The sequence below is a fragment of the Argonema antarcticum A004/B2 genome, from assembly GCF_023333585.1.
In the GTDB taxonomy this organism is placed as follows: Bacteria; Cyanobacteriota; Cyanobacteriia; order Cyanobacteriales; family Aerosakkonemataceae; genus Argonema; species Argonema antarcticum.
On sequence record NZ_JAIQZN010000048.1, the window covers coordinates 25,045 to 45,703 of the forward strand.

The 20,659-nt window shown below is 44.1% G+C and carries 13 protein-coding genes and 2 pseudogenes; 8 read left to right on the forward strand and 7 right to left on the reverse strand.

The window, feature by feature from the left end; translation table 11 throughout:
* Together LAY57_RS19870 and LAY57_RS19875 are read left to right on the forward strand one after the other, a co-directional pair.
* A partial coding sequence (locus LAY57_RS19870) for a Calx-beta domain-containing protein (RefSeq protein WP_275994216.1) occupies window positions 1–2,259 on the forward strand: 2,259 nt, incomplete at its 5' end.
* Between the two features lie 369 nt (window positions 2,260–2,628).
* The gene (locus LAY57_RS19875) at window positions 2,629–3,240 is read left to right on the forward strand and encodes a sugar transferase (RefSeq protein ID WP_338022453.1); all 612 of its coding nucleotides are present in this window, start codon (window positions 2,629–2,631) and stop codon (window positions 3,238–3,240) included.
* Between the two features lie 270 nt (window positions 3,241–3,510).
* Here the strand turns inward: LAY57_RS19875 and LAY57_RS19880 are convergent.
* Window positions 3,511–4,122: pseudogene (locus tag LAY57_RS19880) on the reverse strand (pentapeptide repeat-containing protein); the annotation flags it as partial.
* A 380-nt stretch (window positions 4,123–4,502) separates the two neighbouring features.
* Here LAY57_RS19880 and pap point away from each other — a divergent pair.
* A complete protein-coding gene (gene pap / locus LAY57_RS19885) occupies window positions 4,503–5,990 on the forward strand; it encodes a polyphosphate:AMP phosphotransferase (RefSeq protein ID WP_249068577.1) in 1,488 nt (495 codons plus the stop codon).
* A gap of 97 nt (window positions 5,991–6,087) precedes the next feature.
* The gene (locus LAY57_RS19890; protein WP_249068555.1) at window positions 6,088–7,212 is read left to right on the forward strand and encodes a YdcF family protein; all 1,125 of its coding nucleotides are present in this window, start codon (window positions 6,088–6,090) and stop codon (window positions 7,210–7,212) included.
* 88 nt (window positions 7,213–7,300) lie between these two features.
* On the opposite strand, the gene LAY57_RS19895 is transcribed toward LAY57_RS19890, so the two are convergent.
* Window positions 7,301–7,507, reverse strand: coding sequence for a hypothetical protein (locus tag LAY57_RS19895; RefSeq protein WP_338022451.1), 207 nt, complete (start codon window positions 7,505–7,507; stop codon window positions 7,301–7,303).
* Window positions 7,508–7,537: 30 nt separating this feature from the next.
* On the opposite strand from LAY57_RS19895, the gene LAY57_RS19900 reads away from it, so the two are divergent.
* Entirely contained in the window at window positions 7,538–9,283 is a 1,746-nt protein-coding gene (locus LAY57_RS19900; protein ID WP_249068558.1) for an ABC transporter ATP-binding protein, read from the forward strand.
* 257 nt (window positions 9,284–9,540) lie between these two features.
* On the opposite strand, the gene LAY57_RS19905 is transcribed toward LAY57_RS19900, so the two are convergent.
* The 3 genes from LAY57_RS19905 to LAY57_RS19915 are packed head-to-tail and all read right to left on the reverse strand — an operon-like array spanning window position 9,541 to window position 11,624.
* Window positions 9,541–10,152, reverse strand: a complete 612-nt coding sequence (locus LAY57_RS19905; protein WP_249068559.1) for a hypothetical protein — start codon at window positions 10,150–10,152, stop codon at window positions 9,541–9,543.
* A gap of 39 nt (window positions 10,153–10,191) precedes the next feature.
* Complete coding sequence (locus tag LAY57_RS19910; protein ID WP_249068560.1) at window positions 10,192–10,542, reverse strand: hypothetical protein; 351 nt, start codon at window positions 10,540–10,542, stop codon at window positions 10,192–10,194.
* Between the two features lie 50 nt (window positions 10,543–10,592).
* Window positions 10,593–11,624, reverse strand: coding sequence for an NAD(P)/FAD-dependent oxidoreductase (locus LAY57_RS19915; RefSeq protein WP_249068562.1), 1,032 nt, complete (start codon window positions 11,622–11,624; stop codon window positions 10,593–10,595).
* 77 nt (window positions 11,625–11,701) lie between these two features.
* On the opposite strand from LAY57_RS19915, the gene LAY57_RS19920 reads away from it, so the two are divergent.
* Both LAY57_RS19920 and LAY57_RS19925 read left to right on the forward strand, forming a co-directional pair.
* On the forward strand, window positions 11,702–12,544 hold the full coding sequence (locus LAY57_RS19920) for a YaaW family protein (RefSeq protein WP_249068578.1): 843 nt from the start codon (window positions 11,702–11,704) through the stop codon (window positions 12,542–12,544).
* 31 nt (window positions 12,545–12,575) lie between these two features.
* Entirely contained in the window at window positions 12,576–13,910 is a 1,335-nt protein-coding gene (locus LAY57_RS19925) for an O-antigen ligase family protein (protein ID WP_249068564.1), read from the forward strand.
* 189 nt (window positions 13,911–14,099) lie between these two features.
* Here LAY57_RS19925 and LAY57_RS19930 read toward each other — a convergent pair whose 3' ends face one another.
* Window positions 14,100–19,517, reverse strand: coding sequence for a trifunctional serine/threonine-protein kinase/ATP-binding protein/sensor histidine kinase (locus tag LAY57_RS19930; protein ID WP_249068565.1), 5,418 nt, complete (start codon window positions 19,515–19,517; stop codon window positions 14,100–14,102).
* Window positions 19,518–19,602: 85 nt separating this feature from the next.
* Between LAY57_RS19930 and LAY57_RS19935 the strand changes: the two genes are divergently transcribed.
* On the forward strand, window positions 19,603–20,298 hold the full coding sequence (locus tag LAY57_RS19935; protein WP_249068566.1) for a Uma2 family endonuclease: 696 nt from the start codon (window positions 19,603–19,605) through the stop codon (window positions 20,296–20,298).
* Between the two features lie 102 nt (window positions 20,299–20,400).
* Here the strand turns inward: LAY57_RS19935 and LAY57_RS19940 are convergent.
* Window positions 20,401–20,655: pseudogene (locus LAY57_RS19940) on the reverse strand (sensor histidine kinase); the annotation flags it as partial.
* Window positions 20,656–20,659: the final 4 nt, after the last annotated feature.

Consider the following 20,659-nt stretch of genomic DNA (forward strand, 5'->3'; position numbering starts at 1 on the left):
AGTAGCGACAGCAATTATAACGCAATTGCGATTTCAGATATCACCGCCAATATCAGCGACAACGACAACACCGGAGTCATCATTACCCAATCTGGCGGTAGCACAAATATCACCGAAGGCGGCGCGACAGATACCTACGAAATTGTCCTCACTTCCCAACCGACTTCCGATGTAACAATTGCCATCAACAACGGTACGCAAACCGGAACTTCTCCAACTCCTGTCACCTTCACATCAGCGAACTGGAATATCGCGCAAACCATCACCGTTACCGCCACAAACGATAGCGTTGCAGAAGGAAATCACAGCGGTACGATTTCCCATACAGCTACCAGCAGCGACAGCAATTATAACAGCATTGCAATTTCAGATATCACCGCCAATATCACCGATAACGATAGTCCCGGATTTACCATTACTCCCACCAACTTAACAACGGGAGAAAACGGAACAAATGCTAACTTTACCGTCAAACTGAATAGTCAACCAACTGGGGATGTTACTCTGGGATTAACTAGCAGCAATACGGTGGAAGGAACAATCGATAAATCATCCCTTACCTTCACTGCTGGAAATTGGAATACCGCACAAACTGTCACGATTACCGGAATTGACGAGAATATAGTTGATGGCGATAAAGCTTATCAAATTATTACCGCCGCCGCTACCAGTACCGACAATAATTACAACAACATCAATCCCGTCGATATCAATGTTACAAATACCGATAACGATCGCACTAACGTTAGCATAAGTCCCATCACGATCGCACAAACTGAAGGAAACAGCGGTATAATTCCTTACACCTTCACCGTCAACCTTTCCAATCCCAGCATCGTTCCCGTCACCGTCGCCTACACCACCGACAACGGTACGGCTACTGCTGGTAGCGATTATATTGATAATGACGGTGCGATCGCATTTAATCCCGGCGACACCAGCAAATCCATCACCGTTAACGTTATTAGCGATATCATCCCAGAGATAGATGAAACTTTTACCGTTAACTTGATAAGTGCAACCAATGCCACCCTCAACTTAAATGCCAAACAAAGCACTGGTATTATTAGCAACGACGATACAGAAGAAGAAGAAGATTGCTTCTGCGAACAAATCGTTTATCCGAATCTAGATACGCTGACGGGTGAAGGAGGGCCGAATCGATCGCAAGTCTTACCCAATACAGTCAGCAGCACTAGCAATGGCACTGTAAATAACGATACCCTAACTGGCAGCAATATCAGCGAAGCACTAAATGGATTTGAGGGCGATGACTTGTTATTGGGTGAAGCAGGTAATGATAATCTCTACGGTCATGCCGGTAATGATACCGCATTTGGTGGGAGCGGACGCGATTGGATTTCCAGTAACGAAGGCGACGACGTTCTCAACGGTAACTTAGGCGATGACGTTCTCAACGGTAATACAGGTAATGATACAGTTCGAGGCGGTCAAGGTAACGATTTGGCCCGTGGCGGTGGTGAAAATGACCTAATCTGGGGCGATTTTGGCGACGATACCCTTGCTGGAGATAAAGGAAACGATACTCTATTTGGCGGCAATTCCGAAAGCGACAGCGGCGATGTCAACGGACACGATTTACTATACGGCGGTACTGGCGATGATGTGCTGAATGGGAACGCCGGTAACGATACGCTATTCGGCGATGACGGTAACGATACTGTGCGCGGCGGTAGGGATAACGATATTGTTGTCGGTAATGTTGGCGACGATATGCTGTTCGGCGATAAAGGCAACGATAGTATCTGCGGGGGAGAAGGGAACGATACTATTTACGGGGGTAATGGTAGCACAGATCCGAATGGCGATCGCGATTGCATCTGTGGCGGTGAAGGGAATGACTTGCTGTTTGGCAACGAAAATCGGGATAAAATTTGGGGTGATGAGGGAGACGATACCCTCGTCGGCGGTAAAGACGACGATACGCTGCTAGGTGGCGCTGGGAATGATTTTCTGATTGGGGATTTGGGTAACGATGTGCTGAGGGGCGGTAGCGGAAGCGATTTGTTCGCCCTCCAAAATGTTTTGGGAGTGGATACAGTTATTGATTTTGAAGATATGAAAGATTTACTTGGTTTGGCGAGTGGCTTGACTTTTGAGCAATTAAGTATTAATCAAATTAACAATGCCACTTTAATTAGTGTCAAAAGCAGCGGTCAACAGTTGGTAACTTTGTCTGGAGTACAGGCTAACCTAATCACACAGTCAGATTTCGTTCTGCTTCCAGTTTTAACTTAATTGCGATCGGGCCAAAAAGCTCAGAAAAATGTATCTGGTGATACCTAATTTTATACGTCTCTCAGCACTCAAGAAGCACTCTGTCGGTAAATGTACCCAGGTAATTTACCTCCCTCCCTACGTAGAGTTCCATATTTTCAGCAAAAACTTCACCGTAACTTTACATAACCTATCGGAATCGGCCTAATCGATGAAGATTTAGCAAATTAAGCCTCACAAGAGTACCACTTCTGGAACCATGACTATATGATTTGAATCAAATCTAAGTAGTTTTACGGTTGCGTTATTTAGGTATCCGTTATGATGACCCATCCAGCACTATCGCCAATAGTTGTTCCTTCAGTAAGATCCAGGTCTCGATCCTTTTCGGTGCATCACCCTTCGACTAGCTCAACTCTTAAGCGTTTGCTGGACATAGTGGGCAGTATAGTAGGGTTACTGATTCTGGCAGTGGCTTTTGTACCAATCGCGATCGCAATCAAACTTGATAATCCTGGCCCGATACTTTACAGCCAAGAGCGCTGCGGACTCCAGGGCCAACGCTTTAAAATTCGCAAGTTTCGATCGATGGTCACAAATGCCGACGCCCTCAAATCCCAAATTAAGAACGAAGCTAAAGGACTAATCTTTAAGAACGAAAACGATCCGCGTGTCACTAGAGTCGGGCGTTTCTTACGCAAAACGAGCCTAGATGAACTGCCCCAATTTTGGAACGTTTTGGTAGGGGAGATGAGCTTGGTTGGGACTAGACCACCCACAGTTGATGAAGTCGCTCACTACAACGACCATCATTGGCGCAGATTAAATGTTAAGCCCGGTTTGACAGGTGAATGGCAGGTTAACGGTCGTTCTTCGGTAAAAGATTTTGAAGACATCGTTCTTCTAGACCTGCGCTACCAAAATGTCTGGACTCCTTTGTATGACATCACTTTGATCCTAAAAACGATCCAAGTGGTTCTTGGGAGGACAGGCGCTTGTTAAATCAGGAAAAATCGCTCCCAGGCAGATCCTGGGAGCAGGGCTAATAGTAAACTGATTGCAAATTGCCTTCTTTCAGATTTTAGATTTGGTAATCAACTCGGCACACTAGCGCGTAGCTTGCTTCTGTGAAGGATTACCTCCACAAGGCGCTTAGCATTAACCAAAATCTTCTCCTTTTCCTTCATCTGAAATTTTGCCCCTGTTGCGATCGGACAAAAATATCATCTAGTCGAATCAAATATACTGATATCTGTGAATTTCAGCGAAATTACCTGTCAAATTCGCTGCTGACAATTTCGCCCCACTCAACTTTGCCTCACTGAGATTCGCGCCATCAAGATCGACTCCACTCAGGTCAACACCATTCAGAAACGCTCCAGTAAGGTTGACACCGTGTAAAAAGGCTCCATACAGTGCTGCCCCGCTTAGTCTAGCACCAGACAGTTTCGCCCAGTTGAGGTTGGCTCCCATGAGGTTAGCCCCCCGCAGATTGATATTTTTTAAATTTCCTCCGCAGAGATTAGCCCCTTCTAGGTTAGCTCCTCTGAGATTGACTCCCGTAAGATTAGCCCCACTTAGTTTAGCCCTACTTAGGTTAGACTTCACCATGAAGGCACCGCTCATCTCAGCTTTAGTCAAGTCTGCATCTGCCATATAACCTTCGCTGATTTTAACAAAAGTCAGATTCGCCCAGTTTAGAAAAGCTCCACTCAAGTTTGATTTTGTCAGAAAAGCTCTGCTGAGGTTCGCTCCTGTGAGATTCGCTCCCGATAAGTTTACCTCAATCAAGGTAACACCACTCAGGTCTGCACCCCGCAGATCGACTCCGGTGAAATCTCTTTCTCCCATTTCATAAAGCCTGAGTAAGAAGCTACGTTCCATATTGTGATAACTCCCATTCCTACCGTTCTATAATTAAAAAATTTCCCGCAAGATAGAGACCATAGTTCCTAGAAATAGTTTAAGCCTAGAGCTATTGACATCGGCATTGCAAAGCAATCCACGCATTGACTCTAACAACCCATTAGGATATTACTCTGGCGACGCTTCAGAAAGATTTAAGAAAAAAGTTGATTTGTCAAGTAATCTTAAGAAAGGCTATATATTCCCCCCGTATTTTCACGGAAATAAAATTTTCCAAGTTTCTACTCATTACTTACAGTCAACTTTGTGATTTGTATAATTAGGAGTTACGCGACTGGGGATTGGGAATGCCCCTTTCTTTTGACTTTTGACTTTTGACTTTTGACTTCCTTAGCCCTATGCTGAATAACCTCGATCTAGATCTTTGCCTTGATAAAGCGGCCTACAAATCGCAGATTGAACCCTTGATGCAGACTCTGCGATCGCTCCAAAAAGCTTGCTGGGAAAAAAAATTGCCCGTAATTGTCGTGCTGGAAGGCTGGGCAGCGGCGGGCAAAGGTGCCTTAGTCAAGAAAATGGTGGGATACATGGACCCCCGTGGGTTTGCAGTCCACCCAATTTGGCCGCCCAGCCCGGAAGAACAACAATACCCATTTTTGTGGCGATTTTGGCAGCAACTACCAGCCCGTGGCAGCATCGGGTTTTTCTATCACAGCTGGTATATCCACGTCTTAGAAGACCGCCTGTTTGAACGGGTAAACGAAGCGCAAGTGCCGATGGTGATGCAGCACATCAATGCCTTTGAGCGGCAAATGGTGGATGATGGCGTTGCTGTAGCCAAATTTTGGATTCATCTAAGCGAAAAGGAATTGAAGAAGCGGCTCAAAAAATACGCAGATGACCCCTTAGACTCCTGGCGGGTACGCCCCGAAGATTGGCAGCAACACAAAAATTACGATAAATATGTCGCCCATGCCGAAGAAATGCTCGTTTACACCAGCACCGGGCCTGCCCCCTGGACATTAGTCGAAGGGGACTGTCAGCGGTGGGCGCAAGTCAAAGTCCTCACTCAACTCGCAAGCTCAATTCAAGAAGCACTCGATCGACTTCACTATCGCACACCAGCACCAACTTTACCCCCCCAAGACCACCTCAACCCATCCGAACCGGATTTCTTGGCTCAAGTAGATCTAAATCTGAGCCTATCTCATGAAGAATATAAACAACAATTACGCCACGAACAGATCCGGCTACGCAAACTACAGCTAGGCATCCACAAACATCAAATCCCTGTTCTGATTTTGTTTGAAGGCTGGGATGCCGCCGGTAAAGGTGGGGCAATCAAACGCCTCACCGACATTCTCGACCCCCGCAGTTACAAGGTTAATGCCTTTGCCGCACCTACAGATGAAGAGAAAGCCCACCATTACCTGTGGCGATTCTGGCGAAAATTACCAACTCCGGGCACATTTGGCATTTTCGATCGCAGTTGGTACGGTCGAGTATTGGTCGAACGAGTCGAAGACTTTGCCACAGAAACCGAATGGCGTCGCGCTTATCAGGAAATCAACGAGTTTGAAGCCCAACTGACTGGCGATGGCTACGTTTTGGTCAAGTTTTGGCTCCACATCAGCCCCGAAAAACAGCTAGAACGGTTTCAGGAACGCGAGAATGACCTGTTTAAGGGATATAAACTCACAGCCGAAGATTGGCGCAATCGAGAAAAGTGGCCTTTATATGAAGTGGCGGTAAATCAAACAATTGGCCGTACCAGCACCCCCACCGCTCCTTGGACTGCGATCGCCGCTAATGATAAGTACTATGCCCGTGTTAAGGTGATTCAAACAGTTACTGACGCCATTCGACGCCAGCTGAAAAATCGATAACTCAGTCATCAGTCATGAGTCATTAGTCATTTGCTAACGATCTATGACTAATGACTGATGACGAATGACAATTACCTATTTGTGAGGAAGTGCGGTCATGTTTTCAACGCTAACGCAGATTATGCTGATAGTGCTGATCGGCGTTATTGTTTGGCAGGCACTGGTGAAAGGGACTGGGAATGATGCCAAACCCAGAGACTATCTTGCCTGGTTTGGGTTAATCCTCATTCTCTTATTCCTAATTCTGTCGTTTATAACGCCACATACTCCGGCTGTGACAACATTTGGCAGCATTCTCACCTTCCCGCTTAAGCCGTTGGGGTTGGCGATTTTGTTGTTGTTTTTTGGATTAGGAGAAATTAAGAAAAGAGAAAAAGAAAGAATTATCAGCCCCAAGGGAATTAACCAAATTTGGGCAGCATTTCTGATTTTGACAATCTTCAGTCTACCGCTGGTGGCTAACTTACTGGCGCAGCGGACGCAACAAGAGGCGATCGCAGCATATCAAGCAGCTTTGGGACGTCACGAAACTGTAGGAGCGATCGTATTATTAGCGCATTCAGCCACTCAGCTGAGTCTGTTGGCTCCCAATCAGTTGCAGCTCAACGATCCGAGCGATCGCATCCTCCAAACCGTCCGAGAATACGAACGGCAGTTATATTTAGATCGGGAAGATTCTCCCAAGATAATTGTAAGTGCTGGCCCTAAAGTGGGTTTCGAGTCTTACAGCAAATCCAATCCCCCCGAAGCAGACAAAATTGCCGCCACCCTAGAAAGTTTAGATATCCCCTCAGAAGACATCCTGCGCGAACGCACTGGCGTGGATATCCGCAGCAGTGCAGAAGCCATCAAAAAACAATATAAAATCAGCAAGCGCGTTATCCTTGTCACCTCCGCCTTGAATATGCAACGCGCCAGACAGACATTTGCCCAGTTAGGAATTGAGACTATTCCCAGTCCCGCCGGTTTCTACAGTTTACAGGCTGATTCAACTCCTAAAGTTCAAGTCAGAACCTCCCAAAAAGGCGCTTGCGACACCTTGAGCATTTCCGTCCGTAACGCCCGCAAAACTAGAATTTCAGACCTTATACCCAGTGCTGAAGCGCTCCTGATCAGCACCCGCGTCATCAACGAATTTTGGACATCCGTTTACTACTTCTTGCGCGGCTGGCTGGCTCCCACTGTCCAACCTGTCCCCCAACTCAAGGATGTAGGATGTTAAATAGACCTCTCCAGAAATTAAAGATGCGTTACCTGTAACCCTCGTATTTCGTTGCATACAACGTCTCCACATTCTTTTTTGGAGATGTCTAATGACAACTGACAACTGACAACTGACCACTGACCACTGACAACTGACAACTGACAACTGACAACTGACCACTGACAACTGACAACTGACCACTGACAACTGACCACTGACCACTGACCACTGACCACTGACCACTGACAACTGACAACTGACAACTGACCACTGACAACTGACAACTGACCACTGACAACTGACCACTGACCACTGACTAATTTTCTTTTGACTTACTATCCACATGGCTCAATCACGACTGCGAAAATTAGTTGCATACTTGCGTCCCCACTGGAAACAAGTAAGCTTGGGCGTTCTAGCTCTACTTGTTGTCAACGCAGTGGGAGTTTATATCCCGCTGCTGATTCGCGATACTATTGACAAACTCAACATTACATTCAGCTTCGATGAGATTTTGCACTTTGTAGTGCTGATCCTGGTGCTGGCTACTGTGATGTGGGTGATTCGCGTGGTATCGCGCATTTTGCTATTTGGCGTCGGTCGTCAAGTAGAGTTTGACCTCAAACAAAAGATTTTTCAACATCTACTGAAGGTGGAACCTTCTTATTTTTCCACCAACACATCGGGAGATTTAATTAACCGCGCTACCAGCGATGTGGAAAATATTCGACGGCTGCTGGGATTCGCTGTATTGAGTTTGGCAAATACGGTATTTGCTTATGCACTCACTTTGCCGGTGATGCTATCGATTAATGTGCCGCTGAGTTTACAAGCGCTTGCAGTCTACCCATTCATGTTGCTGCTGGTGCAACTTTTTAGCGATAAGTTACGCACGCAACAGATGGCTGTGCAGGAGGAGTTATCTAACATCAGCGATTTGATTCAAGAAGATATGAGCGGGATTTCGTTAATCAAAATATACGCTCAGGAAGAAAACGAACGTCGTGCTTTTCGTCAGTTAAACGATCGACTTTTGCAGGCAAATCTCCAGCTGGCTAAAACGCGGACAACCTTGTTTCCACTTGTGGAAGGGATGTCTTATATTAGTTTGCTGGTGCTGCTGTGGCTTGGGGTTGGAGAGATTGCCAAAGGTAATCTCTCGGTTGGTAATTTTATGGCTTTAATCCTTTATGTGGAACGCTTGGTTTTTCCAACTGCACTATTGGGTTTTACTATTACTACTTATCAACGGGGAGAAGTTAGTATCGATCGCGTTGAATCAATTCTCACAGTTGAAGCGAAAATTAAAGACCAAACCAATGCGATCGCTTTACCAGAAAAACAGGTAAAAGGTAAGGTTCAAGCTCGCGGTTTGAGTTACACTTATCCTGGTGCCAATACTCCGGCTTTAAAGGATGTTAGTTTTACTATTGAGCCTGGGGAAACTGTGGCGGTTGTGGGGCCGATCGGTTCTGGAAAATCAACGCTTGCTAATGCTTTACCTCGTCTTTTAGATATTTCTGCCGATACTTTGTTTCTGGATGGCAATGATATCACTAAGTTGCAATTGGCTGATTTGCGGGGTGCGATCGCTTATGTCCCCCAAGAAAGTTTTCTCTTCAGCACCACTATCCAAAATAACATCCGCTACGGCGATCCGGCAGCCGAACAACCACAGGTAGAATACGCCGCTAAACAAGCGCAAATTCATCCAGAAATTCTCAATTTTCCCCAACAATACCAAACAATTGTCGGAGAACGCGGCATTACTCTTTCTGGCGGACAGCGACAGCGTACAGCGCTTTCCCGTGCCTTGCTTGTGGATGCGCCAGTATTGATTTTAGATGATGCTCTTTCCAGCGTCGATAATCAAACGGCTACTGCTATTTTGGAAAATTTGTCAACTGGTGAGCGAAAAACAGTTGTTTTCATCTCTCACCAGATGTCTGCTGCTGCAAGTTGCGATCGCATCTTAGTCATGGATAAAGGTGCGATCGTCCAAACTGGTACTCACGCCGAATTGGTGCAACAACCGGGTTTATACCAGACACTTTGGAATCTACAAAAGTTAGAAGAATTGTTGCGCTAAAGAAACCGGGTTTCTTCGAGAAACCCGGTTTCTGTTTTATTAACCTATTTTTTATAGCTAGGGACTAGGGGCTAGGGGCTAGGGGCTAGGGAAGAGGGAAGAGGGAAGAGGGAAGAGGTTACTCCGTAAGGGATTATGGACTTCATGTAACAGTTGGAGTTGGCTTAATCGCCCTGGCGGTTGCTATAACAAAGCATCACTAAATTTTAAGCACCATGTTGCTTTTGTCAACAGCGATTAATGGACTGGCGCTCTATTTATAAAATTCCATTCTGGGCAAGAATATTGATGAAAATCCCTAAAATTTTGGCTACATTACTAATATAATATTCAACAACATCAACAGAAATAATCTTTCCCTCTAGTTTCAAAAATCTCCAGGCAGTTCCTGATGTTACAACTCCATAAATTGTTTGAACTTGATTTCCCTCCAGTTCGTTAAATAACTGTGCTGCTACCATTTCTGCCACGCACTGTCCCAAACCGCTGATAATGTCTTCTTTTTTAGCTTCTACAATAGCTACGACTGGAGCTATTATCACAAGTTGGGATTCGGAAATACCGATCAGAAAATCGCACGTTCCATTCAATCCCTGTGCGAGATCTACATTAAAATCTCTGCCTGAAAATAAACTAATGCGATCGTTTAATTGTCGCCTTAACTCCAGTAAAATTGGCACAATAATCATTTCTGAGCGTGCTTTTTCTGTATTAATCTCGCCAGCTAATGGAAGATTGTATTTCAGGGTAAATTCTAAATATTCGCTGGGGTTGACTTCGCCCACATCAACAAACAAATCATTTTTGTCTTTCAGAGTTAGGCTAAATTGTTTGATAACAGAACTTAGAGTAAAGTTGCTGTAAGACATTAATTCTCTCCTGCTTTGATTAAAGACTTTATCGTTGGCTTAACGAAGCAAAGCTGTAATTCGTTCTACCCATTGTTCGCTATTATCAATTGTGATGATAATTCTTTTGAACGGTTCATCTTTTACTTCGAGAGTCAAATAATCTCGGTCTTTTGTGACATACCAAAATTCTTTACCCCTTTGGGTGTAGTAAGTTCCGGCTTTAATCACTCCGGGCAGAAAAGTTCCGGGTGCGCGAATTTCTGCCCAATTACTTTGCGGTTCTTCGGATGTGGCTCGTTCGATGCGATCGATCGCAATTTCAAAGGTTTTGTTCAGCGTAAATGCCCACAGTTGTTCGTACCATTCCAACTCAAGAATCAACTTATCGCCAATAATACTAATATTCATCGTCTTCTGTACTCTGCGAACCCTGGTGGTAAAAAAATATCTCTACTCTATTAAAGAGTATCAAAAAAAGTTGCTCCAGGCAGAGATAAATTCCCAAGCTGCCGATTAATTTGTTCAGCAGCAGCTAATCCAGAATTTAAAGCACTTTCTACCAAGTTTCCGCCGCACCAATCGCCACAACAGATTAAAGGTAAACTTGTCAGGGCATCAAGAAAAGCTGACTGTAAAAAATAACTGGGAAACGCATAGCGCCACCTGTGAATCTGATACCATTCTGGCGCATCAAACCAAGATAGGTTTAATTCTGTCGCCGCCGTCGCTAATAGATGTTGTGCAGCGGGGTTTAAATCTTCTGTATCTAGATAATTTTTGGCAAATTCGGCACTGCTGTGGATCGCAAAAACCGGAAATTCGGGATTTGGGCGCTTGCTGCTATCCAAACCGATCCAAGCTAGATCGGAATTATCCGAAAAAACAACAGAATTCCAATCTAAATTTAGCTCTGCTTGGGCGGGATAACCGGCCATTACCGCCAAACAGGGGTCAAATTCGACCGATCGCAATTTATCCACAAACTCCGCTGGTAAAATACTCTCAGCTAATGGCTCCAGTAACATTAAAGCTTGGGGCGCGGGAATTGCCACCACTACTGCTTTGGCGGTTATATTTTCAGCAGCCTCAAAACCCAGATGCCAAATTTTATCATCCGTGACGGTAATTGCTTGTACTCGCTGATTTAGCTTAATCTCTAAACCAGTAGCAAGGAATTTCGCGATCGCACTCATCCCCTCTGACGCCACATAACGGGGAATTTTGGATGGTGAGGAGTAATCTATATCAGTCCATAATTGGAGAATATGGCGATCGCATAACACCTTCACCAGCTGCTCGGACATCTCCCCATTCGGTTCTAGATAGCGCAACCCATGATCTGCACGAGTACCCTGTAACCGCCTTGTCGCCGCACGTCCTCCCACACCACGGGATTTATCCACCACCACCACAGTGTATCCAGCTTGCTGCAACTGTTGAGCCACAGTCAATCCAGCTACGCCAGCACCAATAACGGCAACATCAAACACGACTTTACCTCCCGCATTGAGACAATAGAAGTAGAATAATGGACAGCAACGAATCTGGGGTCTGGGAGGGTTCCACTTTGGATGAGCTGAGATCGGCGCTAGAATTGGCAACAGAAGAAGAATTGCAACAACTAACGGCAATTCTGTTCTGTCGTAGGTTTAATCCCCTAGACTATGTTGGCACACTCGATCCTATAGAGGTACAAAGCCACGATCGCGAAGCTTGGCTGGATATCCTAGAGGATAGATTTCGCTTCTTGGCGGCGGATGGCTTGACGGTATTGCGGGGACGCACCCAGGAAGTGAGTTACCGCCAAACTTTGATTCAGGTTTGTCGTTATCTCAAAATTCGCTTCTCAAACAAGCTTTCCACTACAGATATAGAAGCAGAGATATTTCTCCATCTGCTGAAGCGGGCGTGGAAACAATTACCAACCGCAGATCGAGATGCTTTGACTATACGAGTGCAGGAGTCGCTTGCTGAAACTAAGCTTTCTGAACCTCTTCCACTTTCCGTACAGCGCGATCCTTTGGGTTGGCTTGTCAAGGGTGGAAGCGCTTTTGCAGTCAGTTCTATTGTAAAACCGATGGTACTCCAACAAATCGCCCATCAGTTTGCGCTTCATTTTGCCAGATATCAAATTGCCAGGGAAGCGGCGGTTTCTGGGGGTTTAGCGGCTGTGACGAAGTTCCAAAGCTATGCAATGCTTCAGACTGCCGAACGCGGGATGGCTTTGAGTGCTGCGCGTTATAGCGCTGTTCGCGGTGTGTTTGCTTTTTTAGGCCCAGCGCTGTGGACTTGGTTTTTTGCGGATCTGGGTTGGAGAGCGATCGCAACCAACTACGCCCGCATCATTCCTACTATATTCGCTCTTGCACAAATTCGTCTCACTCGCACAGAATGTTGGCAAATAGCATAAAAATTTTAGATTTGAGATTGAAGAATTGAAGATGAAACCAAAATTCAAAATCGAAAATCTAAAATCTATTCTCGATCCTAGTTTGGAGTTATGCTGGAATTTCGCCCAGCTAGGATTGCTGATTTTTCCCTTATTTCCAGCTTTGGGCGCAGTACCTCTAGCTTTGGCAATATTGGGAACCGGAAAGCAAAAGTTCAACACGATTATCAAACGCCCACTTAACTGGGGAATGGCTGTTTTAAGCGTTTTGCTCGTCTTTTCAGCTAGCTTAGCCTTTAATCGCCCTGAAGCTTTCTTGGGTTTGGCTAATTTTTTACCGTTTTTTCTGCTGTTTGTATCGTTGAGCGAATTAATACAGACACCGACTCAACTGCGGCGGATAGCTTGGATTTTGGTTTTACCTTCTCTGCCAATAGTAATTCTGGGCTATTGGCAGTTATTTTTAGGTTGGGGTAGTCCAAGTTTATTAGAAAATATTGTAGGTTATGCGATCGCACCCACTGGCAATCCCCCAGGTAGAATGGCGTCAGTCTTCATGTACGCCAATATCCTCGCCGCTTATCTCACGATCGTTTTTATTCTAGCCCTGGGATTGTTGATTGAAGAAGTAAAAAGGCAAAAGGTAAAAGGCAAAAGTAAATATTTGTTTCCTTTTCCGCTTAACTCGCGAATAGGGTTTTTGAGCGTTGTGACGATCGGGAATGCGATCGCACTCATCCTCACCAATTCTCGCAATGCTTGGGCTCTAGCACCCCTCGCCTGTCTTGCTTTTGCAGTATACCTTGGCTGGCGTTGGCTGGTAGCCGCCGTTGCAGGAATAGCTGGTATTGTTCTCACCGCCGCTTATGCCCCATCACCAATAAATCAATTACTGCGAAAAATAGTCCCCGCTTTCTTTTGGGCGCGACTCACAGATCAAAACTTTCCCGATCGACCTTTACCTTATCTGCGAACAACCCAGTGGAACTTCGCTTTGTGGATGACCGAACAGCGCCCTTGGACAGGTTGGGGATTACGCAATTTCACCCCCCTTTATATAGCTAAATATTCTACACCAGAAACGCCCGTCTGGTTAGGTCATCCCCATAGTTTGTTCTTGATGCTAACAGCCGAAATCGGCATTCCTATAGCAATGCTGTTTTTTAGTTTAGTCGGTTGGGTAATTGCACAAAGCATTTTGTTACTGCGCGATTGGCCTGGAAATAGTCAAGATAGATTAATATTATTTAGTTTTATAGTTGCCTTTTTAGGTTGTACTTTATTTAACACTGTAGATGTAACGCTATTTGATTTACGGATCAATACATTCGGATGGTTGCTATTAGCATCGATTTGTGGAGTCGTTGAGCGCAGCAGAGTAAAATGATGGCAAATTTCTTTTATTATAGCAACCGCTCTCGTCGGTTAGGGCAACTCCAACTCTTACCTCTGGTTCATAATCCCTGATAGTCGTAAGCTTTTCCCTCTTCCCTAGCCCCTAGCCCCTAGCCCCTAGTCCCTAGCTATATGATTTTAGATTTGCCATCACTTTAACCAAGTCTCAACTGACTTTGCTCTATCTGTTGGCAGGTAACGCGATCGCAAATTCAGTTCCTTGTCCGAGTACGGAATTTACCTCAATTGTCCCACCATGTTTTTCTACTACAATTTGACGCGCGATCGCTAATCCCAATCCCGTCCCTTTCCCCACAGCTTTCGTAGTAAATAAATGGTCAAATATCTTTTGTTTGACTGATTCAGTCATCCCCATACCATTATCAGCAATGGTAATTTTCACGCTGCGATCTTCGACCGAAGTGGTAATTTTAATGCAGTTAGGATTCGCCTTAATTTCTGCAAAGCTGCGATTTGTATTTGATTCTTCCAGTGCATCGATCGCATTAGCCAGAATATTCATAAACACCTGGTTAAGCTGTCCGGGGAAACATTCGATCGCTGGAATATTTCCGTAGTCTTTGACTACTTCAATGGCGGGTCGTTCATCCGAAACTTTCAATCGATATTTGAGAATTAAGATCGTGCTATCTATCCCCTCGTGGATGTTGAAGGGTACTTTGTAGTCTTTGTCAGCGCGAGAAAAGGTGCGGAGTGAAGTGCTGATACTTTTGATGCGATCGCATCCCAATTGCATCGAGTCAATCATTTTGGGCAAATCTTCGATGATATAGTCGAGATCGATATCTTCGGCATGGTCGGCAATATTGGCAGCAGGTGCTTGAGTGCGATACAAATCTAGATGTTCCGTTAAGTCTTGAACCGTGCGTTTGGCTTCATTCAAATTGCCAGCAATAAAGCCTACGGGGTTATTAATTTCATGAGCAACACCAGCAACTAAGTTTCCCAAAGCCGACATCTTTTCGCTTTGAATCATTTGCAATTGGGTTTGCTGTAAATCATGCAATGCTTGCTCTAGCTGCTGAGAATATGTTTGCGACTGCTCATAAAGTCGAGCATTTTCTAGGGAAATAGCAGCTTGAGCGCAAAGTAAGTTGAGCAGTTCGACGCGATCGCTTGTAAATGCCCCCGTTGCTAAATTATTTTCTAGATATAAAATGCCCATCAATTTCCCTTGATGCAAAATCGGGCTACATAAAATACTTTTAGGCTGCTGGCGTATGATATACGGGTCATTGGCTAAAGTTAGATCGGCACTGGCATCAACTATTACAGCAGTTTGCCTGTTGTGCTTGACTTTGTAAATCAGCTTCAGGGGAATGTCCTGACTCTCCTCAACTCGAAGGCGTTGCAACACAACTGCCTCCGTTCCCACGCTAATTGACCCTTTAATGAACAAGCGTTCACCTTTCGTGTCGCGTAGCGAATCGTCTCGCAACAGCATTAACACGCATTTATCGGCTCCTGCATTTTCGATGATGATGGAAAGCAACGCTGAAAGTAGTTTTTCGAGTTCGATTTCGCTGGAGATAGCTTGGGAAGCTTTCAAAATCGCTTTTAAATCTAGGGTGTCTGAAACACTGGTACTAGAAGTAGCCGAACTGATGGATGTGACAGTTGCTAATGTGAAGATGGTTTCCTGGGTGGAAAGGGGAGAACGGGTTTGCTGTAATATGGGGGCAAGTAATTGGGGATAGCGTTTTTCCAAGTCTGCGACTTTGGCTTTTGCACCCCAACGAGCGTAGCAGTAGTAAGCATTTGTGATGTGAACTTGAGCAAATTGCTCTTTACCCCAGTGGAGATAAAATTTAGCGGCTAGTTCATTGGCAAGTGCTTCTTCTTGGATATATTCATTAGCTTTAGCTCCAGATATTGCCCGATCGTATAGCTCTATAGCTTCGGCTTTTTGTCCTAAGACTCGACATTTTTCTGCTTCCACCAAATCGAACTTATGCTGATGATTCATCGGTGCATAGTGCGCCCAGTGCTGCAACTGAGTTTGGTTTTTTGCCACCCTTTCTAATGCGGTTGATACCTCGCCTGACATTTGACTCAATTGTGTTATGACACTCAAAGAATCGTAGAGATAAAATGCAGGTTCGCCGACTGTTCCCGTAGCTGCCATTAAATAGTTTCTGCCCTCAACTGCATATTTGTTAGCTCGGTCAACTTCCCCAAACAAAAAGCAAAGGGTCAGCTTATACAAATAGAAGATATACAACCCAAACAGATCGTTTGCAGATCGCAACAAGGGTAGAAATTCTGCCTCTTGGAGAGCCCCTCCAGACAAAATGGTGGGATGTTCTGCAAGACCCAGTAAATTCAAAATAGATTGCCAATGTATCCGGCAGTAATTGGCGGTTGTCAATTGGTTAAGTTGCACCAAGCCATTGTAATAGGTGCGCGTATCCTGCTCTAAGGTGATAAGGGGCTGACCGCACCAAAAAGCATTCATACAGAAATTCTGGCCACTATGTCCGACGAATTGCAGGTTGCCGACTTCTAAGGCAGTCGTGTAGCTCTCGCTCAAGATTGGTAACGTTTCTTTGATGTGAGCTTTGCGGTGTAAGATAAACGCTCCCAGTACCACTAACACTTCAGGTTTAGTTGCTTTAGCATCGAGTTTTGAGACGACATTCAATGCCAACTCACTAAACTGTACGGCTAAATCTACATCTTGCAAGAGATTACAGACAATCAAGCTATAGTAAGTATAGTTAGAAGCAAAAATAGCGATGTTTCCATGCCGCAAAGATAATTTGACTGACAAGGAAACCAGTAATGAAAATAAGAGAGAGCCACAGGTGTAAGCTGCTATCAGGATGCTGCTGGCAATCTGGACAATTGCAATGGTGTTGGCATCTGTCATTACAGGAAGGTGAACAAAATCTTCAATTTTCCTGTCGCCAATCAGGTCGCTAATCTCTTGGATTGACTGTTGAATATCGCTTAGTGTTGGTGTTTCTGGAATTGTTACGCCCAACTGTTGCAGGATCTGGGTGCCGGTCGCAATGGCTTCGGTTAATTTACTCTGGGTGGTCTTGGCTTGAATGCTAAATTGGTAAACACTGACCTTTTCGGTTAAAGAGTGTGCCTGGGCAATGACTGTCTCAATCCACTGTTCCATCGCATCAAAGTCACCGCATAGCATTGCTAATTCCGCCGCATCGTTATGGAATGATAGCGTCATTTCATACTTCTGTTGCCAAGCATTTTCTCCCAACATAGACAATCCGACTGCGGCATATTCACGAGCCGCTTGATAGGCGGTGGCACTTTTGGCTTTGCGACAGGCAATCAGATTGAGTCTTGCTAATTCTTCTCGTTCTGTTTGTTCGGTAATTAACGCAGTTCCGTAATTTAATTGATTGACTATTTCAAAAACACGGTCTTCTCTTACTTGTGCGGAAATCTGTTGCAGCAGCAGTTGTCCGATTTGGTAATGAGTCGTTTGTTTTTGGTCGTCAGGAATCAGGGAATAGGCAGCTTGTTGAATGCGATCGTGTAAAAATTTGTATGTAACAATCAGTTGACTTTCCGATATATCTACAAGAGTTTCTTGTCCAACATAAAACTTATAAACATCGCCAATTGGTAAAATCAAGCCTTCTTGTAATGCTTTCCATAAACAAGCTGCTGTTTCAATTTCCGATTGTGACGAAACAATTGCCAAAGTTCCTAAATCAAATTGATTACCGATACAAGCTGCTAACTGCAACACCTGCTGAGTTGATCGTGGTAGTTTTTGCAGTTGTAAACTCATAAAAGCGATCACATCATCTGTTAATGCTAGAGTTCTTATCTGGATAATGTCACACTGCCAACAAGTTAATTCAAAGTCAAATGTGATTAATTTATCTTGATGCAACGCCTTGATAAACTGTGTGGCAAAAAATGGGTTTCCTTGGGTTTTTTGATATACTAATTCTGCTAGAGATGATGCCAAAATATTACTGCATTTGAGTGTATCAGCAATTAACTTATTGACTTGCACCTTACTTAATGGTGCTAAGGTAATCGTGTTAATTGTTGCTTGTGCCTTTTGGATTTCACTCAAGGTCAATAATAATGAATGTCCAGGATTGACTTCGTTATCACGATAGGCACCAATAATGAAAAGATGCCCGGTATCAGCCATTAATAGCTGCATTAACTTTAACGATGCAGAATCAGCCCATTGCAAATCATCGAGAAACATCACTAAGGGATGTTCTTTAGTTGTAAAGACTTGGGTAAATTTTTGAAACAATAAATTAAAACGATTTTGCGCTGCTGTTCCTGATAATTCTGCTGCTGGTGGTTGTGCGCCAATAATTTTCTCTAATTCGGGAATAACATCAATAATTACTTTTCCATTGTCGCCAACAGCCTCTAATATTTTATTTTTCCACTCCTCTAGTTGAACATCACTTTCGCTTAATAATTGCTCCATCAAATCCCGGAAGGCTTGGACAAAGGCTGAGAAAGGAATATTCCGATTAAATTGATCGTATTTTCCTTTAATAAAATAGCCCCGTTGCCGCACAATGGGTTTATGAACTTCATTAACAACTGCGGTTTTTCCAATTCCAGAAAACCCAGCTACCAGCATCATTTCTGTTGCACCAAGGCTAACTCGCTCAAATGCTTGCAGTAGGGTTGATACTTCGGTTTCTCTGCCATAAAGTTTATCAGGGATGATGAAGCGATCGCACACATCCCTAGTAGCAATTTCAAAGCTTTGAATTTCACCAGTTTCTTGAAATTGAATGAAACAATTTTCTAAATCAAACTTCAATCCTAATGCACTCTGATATCTATCTTCAGCATTTTTCATCATCAGTTTACTGACAATTTCTGAGAGAATTGCCGGAATCTGTGGATTAATTTTATGTACTAAAGGTGCTGTTTTCGCAAGATGAGAATGTACCAATTGCATTGGATAATTTGATTGAAATGGTAACTCACCCGTGAGTAATTCATAAAAAGTTACACCCAAGGAATAAAAATCTGTGCGATAATCAATCCCCCGATTCATTCTCCCTGTCTGTTCAGGAGATATATAAGCTAGTGTTCCTTCCAACACATTGGGGTTAACAAGGGTTTGCTTTTCTCGTGGTAGAAGTGATGCAATACTAAAGTCAATTAATTTAACTTGTTTGGTTTCGGGATTAATTAAGATATTACTGGGTTTGATATCTTTATGAATAATCCGCTCCTGATAAAGAATATCTAGGGCATCGCAAAGTGCGATCGCGATTGGCAAAAAATCATCTAGAGAGGCGATATATCGCGTCTGGTCATAGGTCAAATATTCTTTTAGAGAAATCCCTCCAAAGTCTTCCATTACCAACGTATAGCTATTTTGGTAAGGTTCTAGACTATAGGTTTGAACGATCAGGGGTGAGTTGAGATTTTTGGCAATGGTATACTGATTGCGAAACTGTACTAATTCCGAGAAACTGGGATAAAGATTTTTCAGCAGTTTCATCACTACAGGTTTTTGATCAATTTCTCGAACTGCACGATAAACCACAGTGCGAGAACCATTGTATAGTTCTTCACTAACTTTATATCCCGTAATACTGACTAGAGTCATTGTTTTGCCACCAAAATCTTGACAATTCTGGATTTAGTATTCCCAGATCATAAAATGGATTTATTGTTGCGAGGGAACTTATCCTATGGAATACTCCATTCCCCTACCCCTGCTCCCAACGGCGGATGAACTACCCGACTCTGATGATACTCCTGTGGATAACGAACTGCAAAACTTGATTCCTAACTTACTGTTAGCTATTTTATCCGCTATTTGGAGCGATCGCACCGATTGGTTCTTTGGTGTAGACATGGGTATCTACTACCTCCCGACTGCACCGAGAAAACCCATTGTCCCCGATGGCTTTTTAAGCTTGGGTGTCCAACGACGGCGACGACCGCCGAATGGAAGACTCAGTTATGTGCTTTGGGAAGAGAATTGGACTCCACCCATTTTGGTTGTCGAAATCGTCTCTCAAACCTATGGTGGAGAATACGATATTAAAATGGGCAAATATCTGGATTTAGGGGTATTGTATTACGTCATCTACAATCCAGAATATTGGCAACGAGATAATCACGCTCCCTTTGAAGTGTATCGACGGGTTGATGATGAATTTGTGTTGCAGTCGCAAGAGCAGTTTTGGATACCGGAGTTGCAGTTGGGAATTGGGGTAGCTGCGGGGATTCATAAAGGTTGGGAGCGAGACTGGTTATTTTGGTTTGATGTAGCTGGTTCACGCTTCCCCACCCCCGATGAACGCATAGAACAGGCTGAACAAGCCCTACAAGACTTGCGTTATCGTCTTCAACAGCGAGGTATCGATCCAGATAATTTGTAACTATAACAATCCTATTTGATTTGTGAAAATCTGCGGTGTCCAGATCCCCGACTTCTTTAAGAAGTCGGGGATCTTATTTTTCACTTATTTTTCACGAATGATTTACAAAGGTATTTCAATGATAAATTCTGTACCTTCACCCAGAACAGAGTTGCAACTTAATTTACCGCCGTGGGTTGATTCGACGATTTGTCGAGCGATCGCTAATCCCAATCCCGTCCCTTTCCCCACAGCTTTCGTAGTAAATAAATGGTCAAATATCTTTTGTTTGACTTCTGCTGTCATCCCTTTACCATTATCAGCGATCGCAATTTTAACTAGATTATTTTCTACGGAAGTTGTAATTATAATGCAGTTTTCA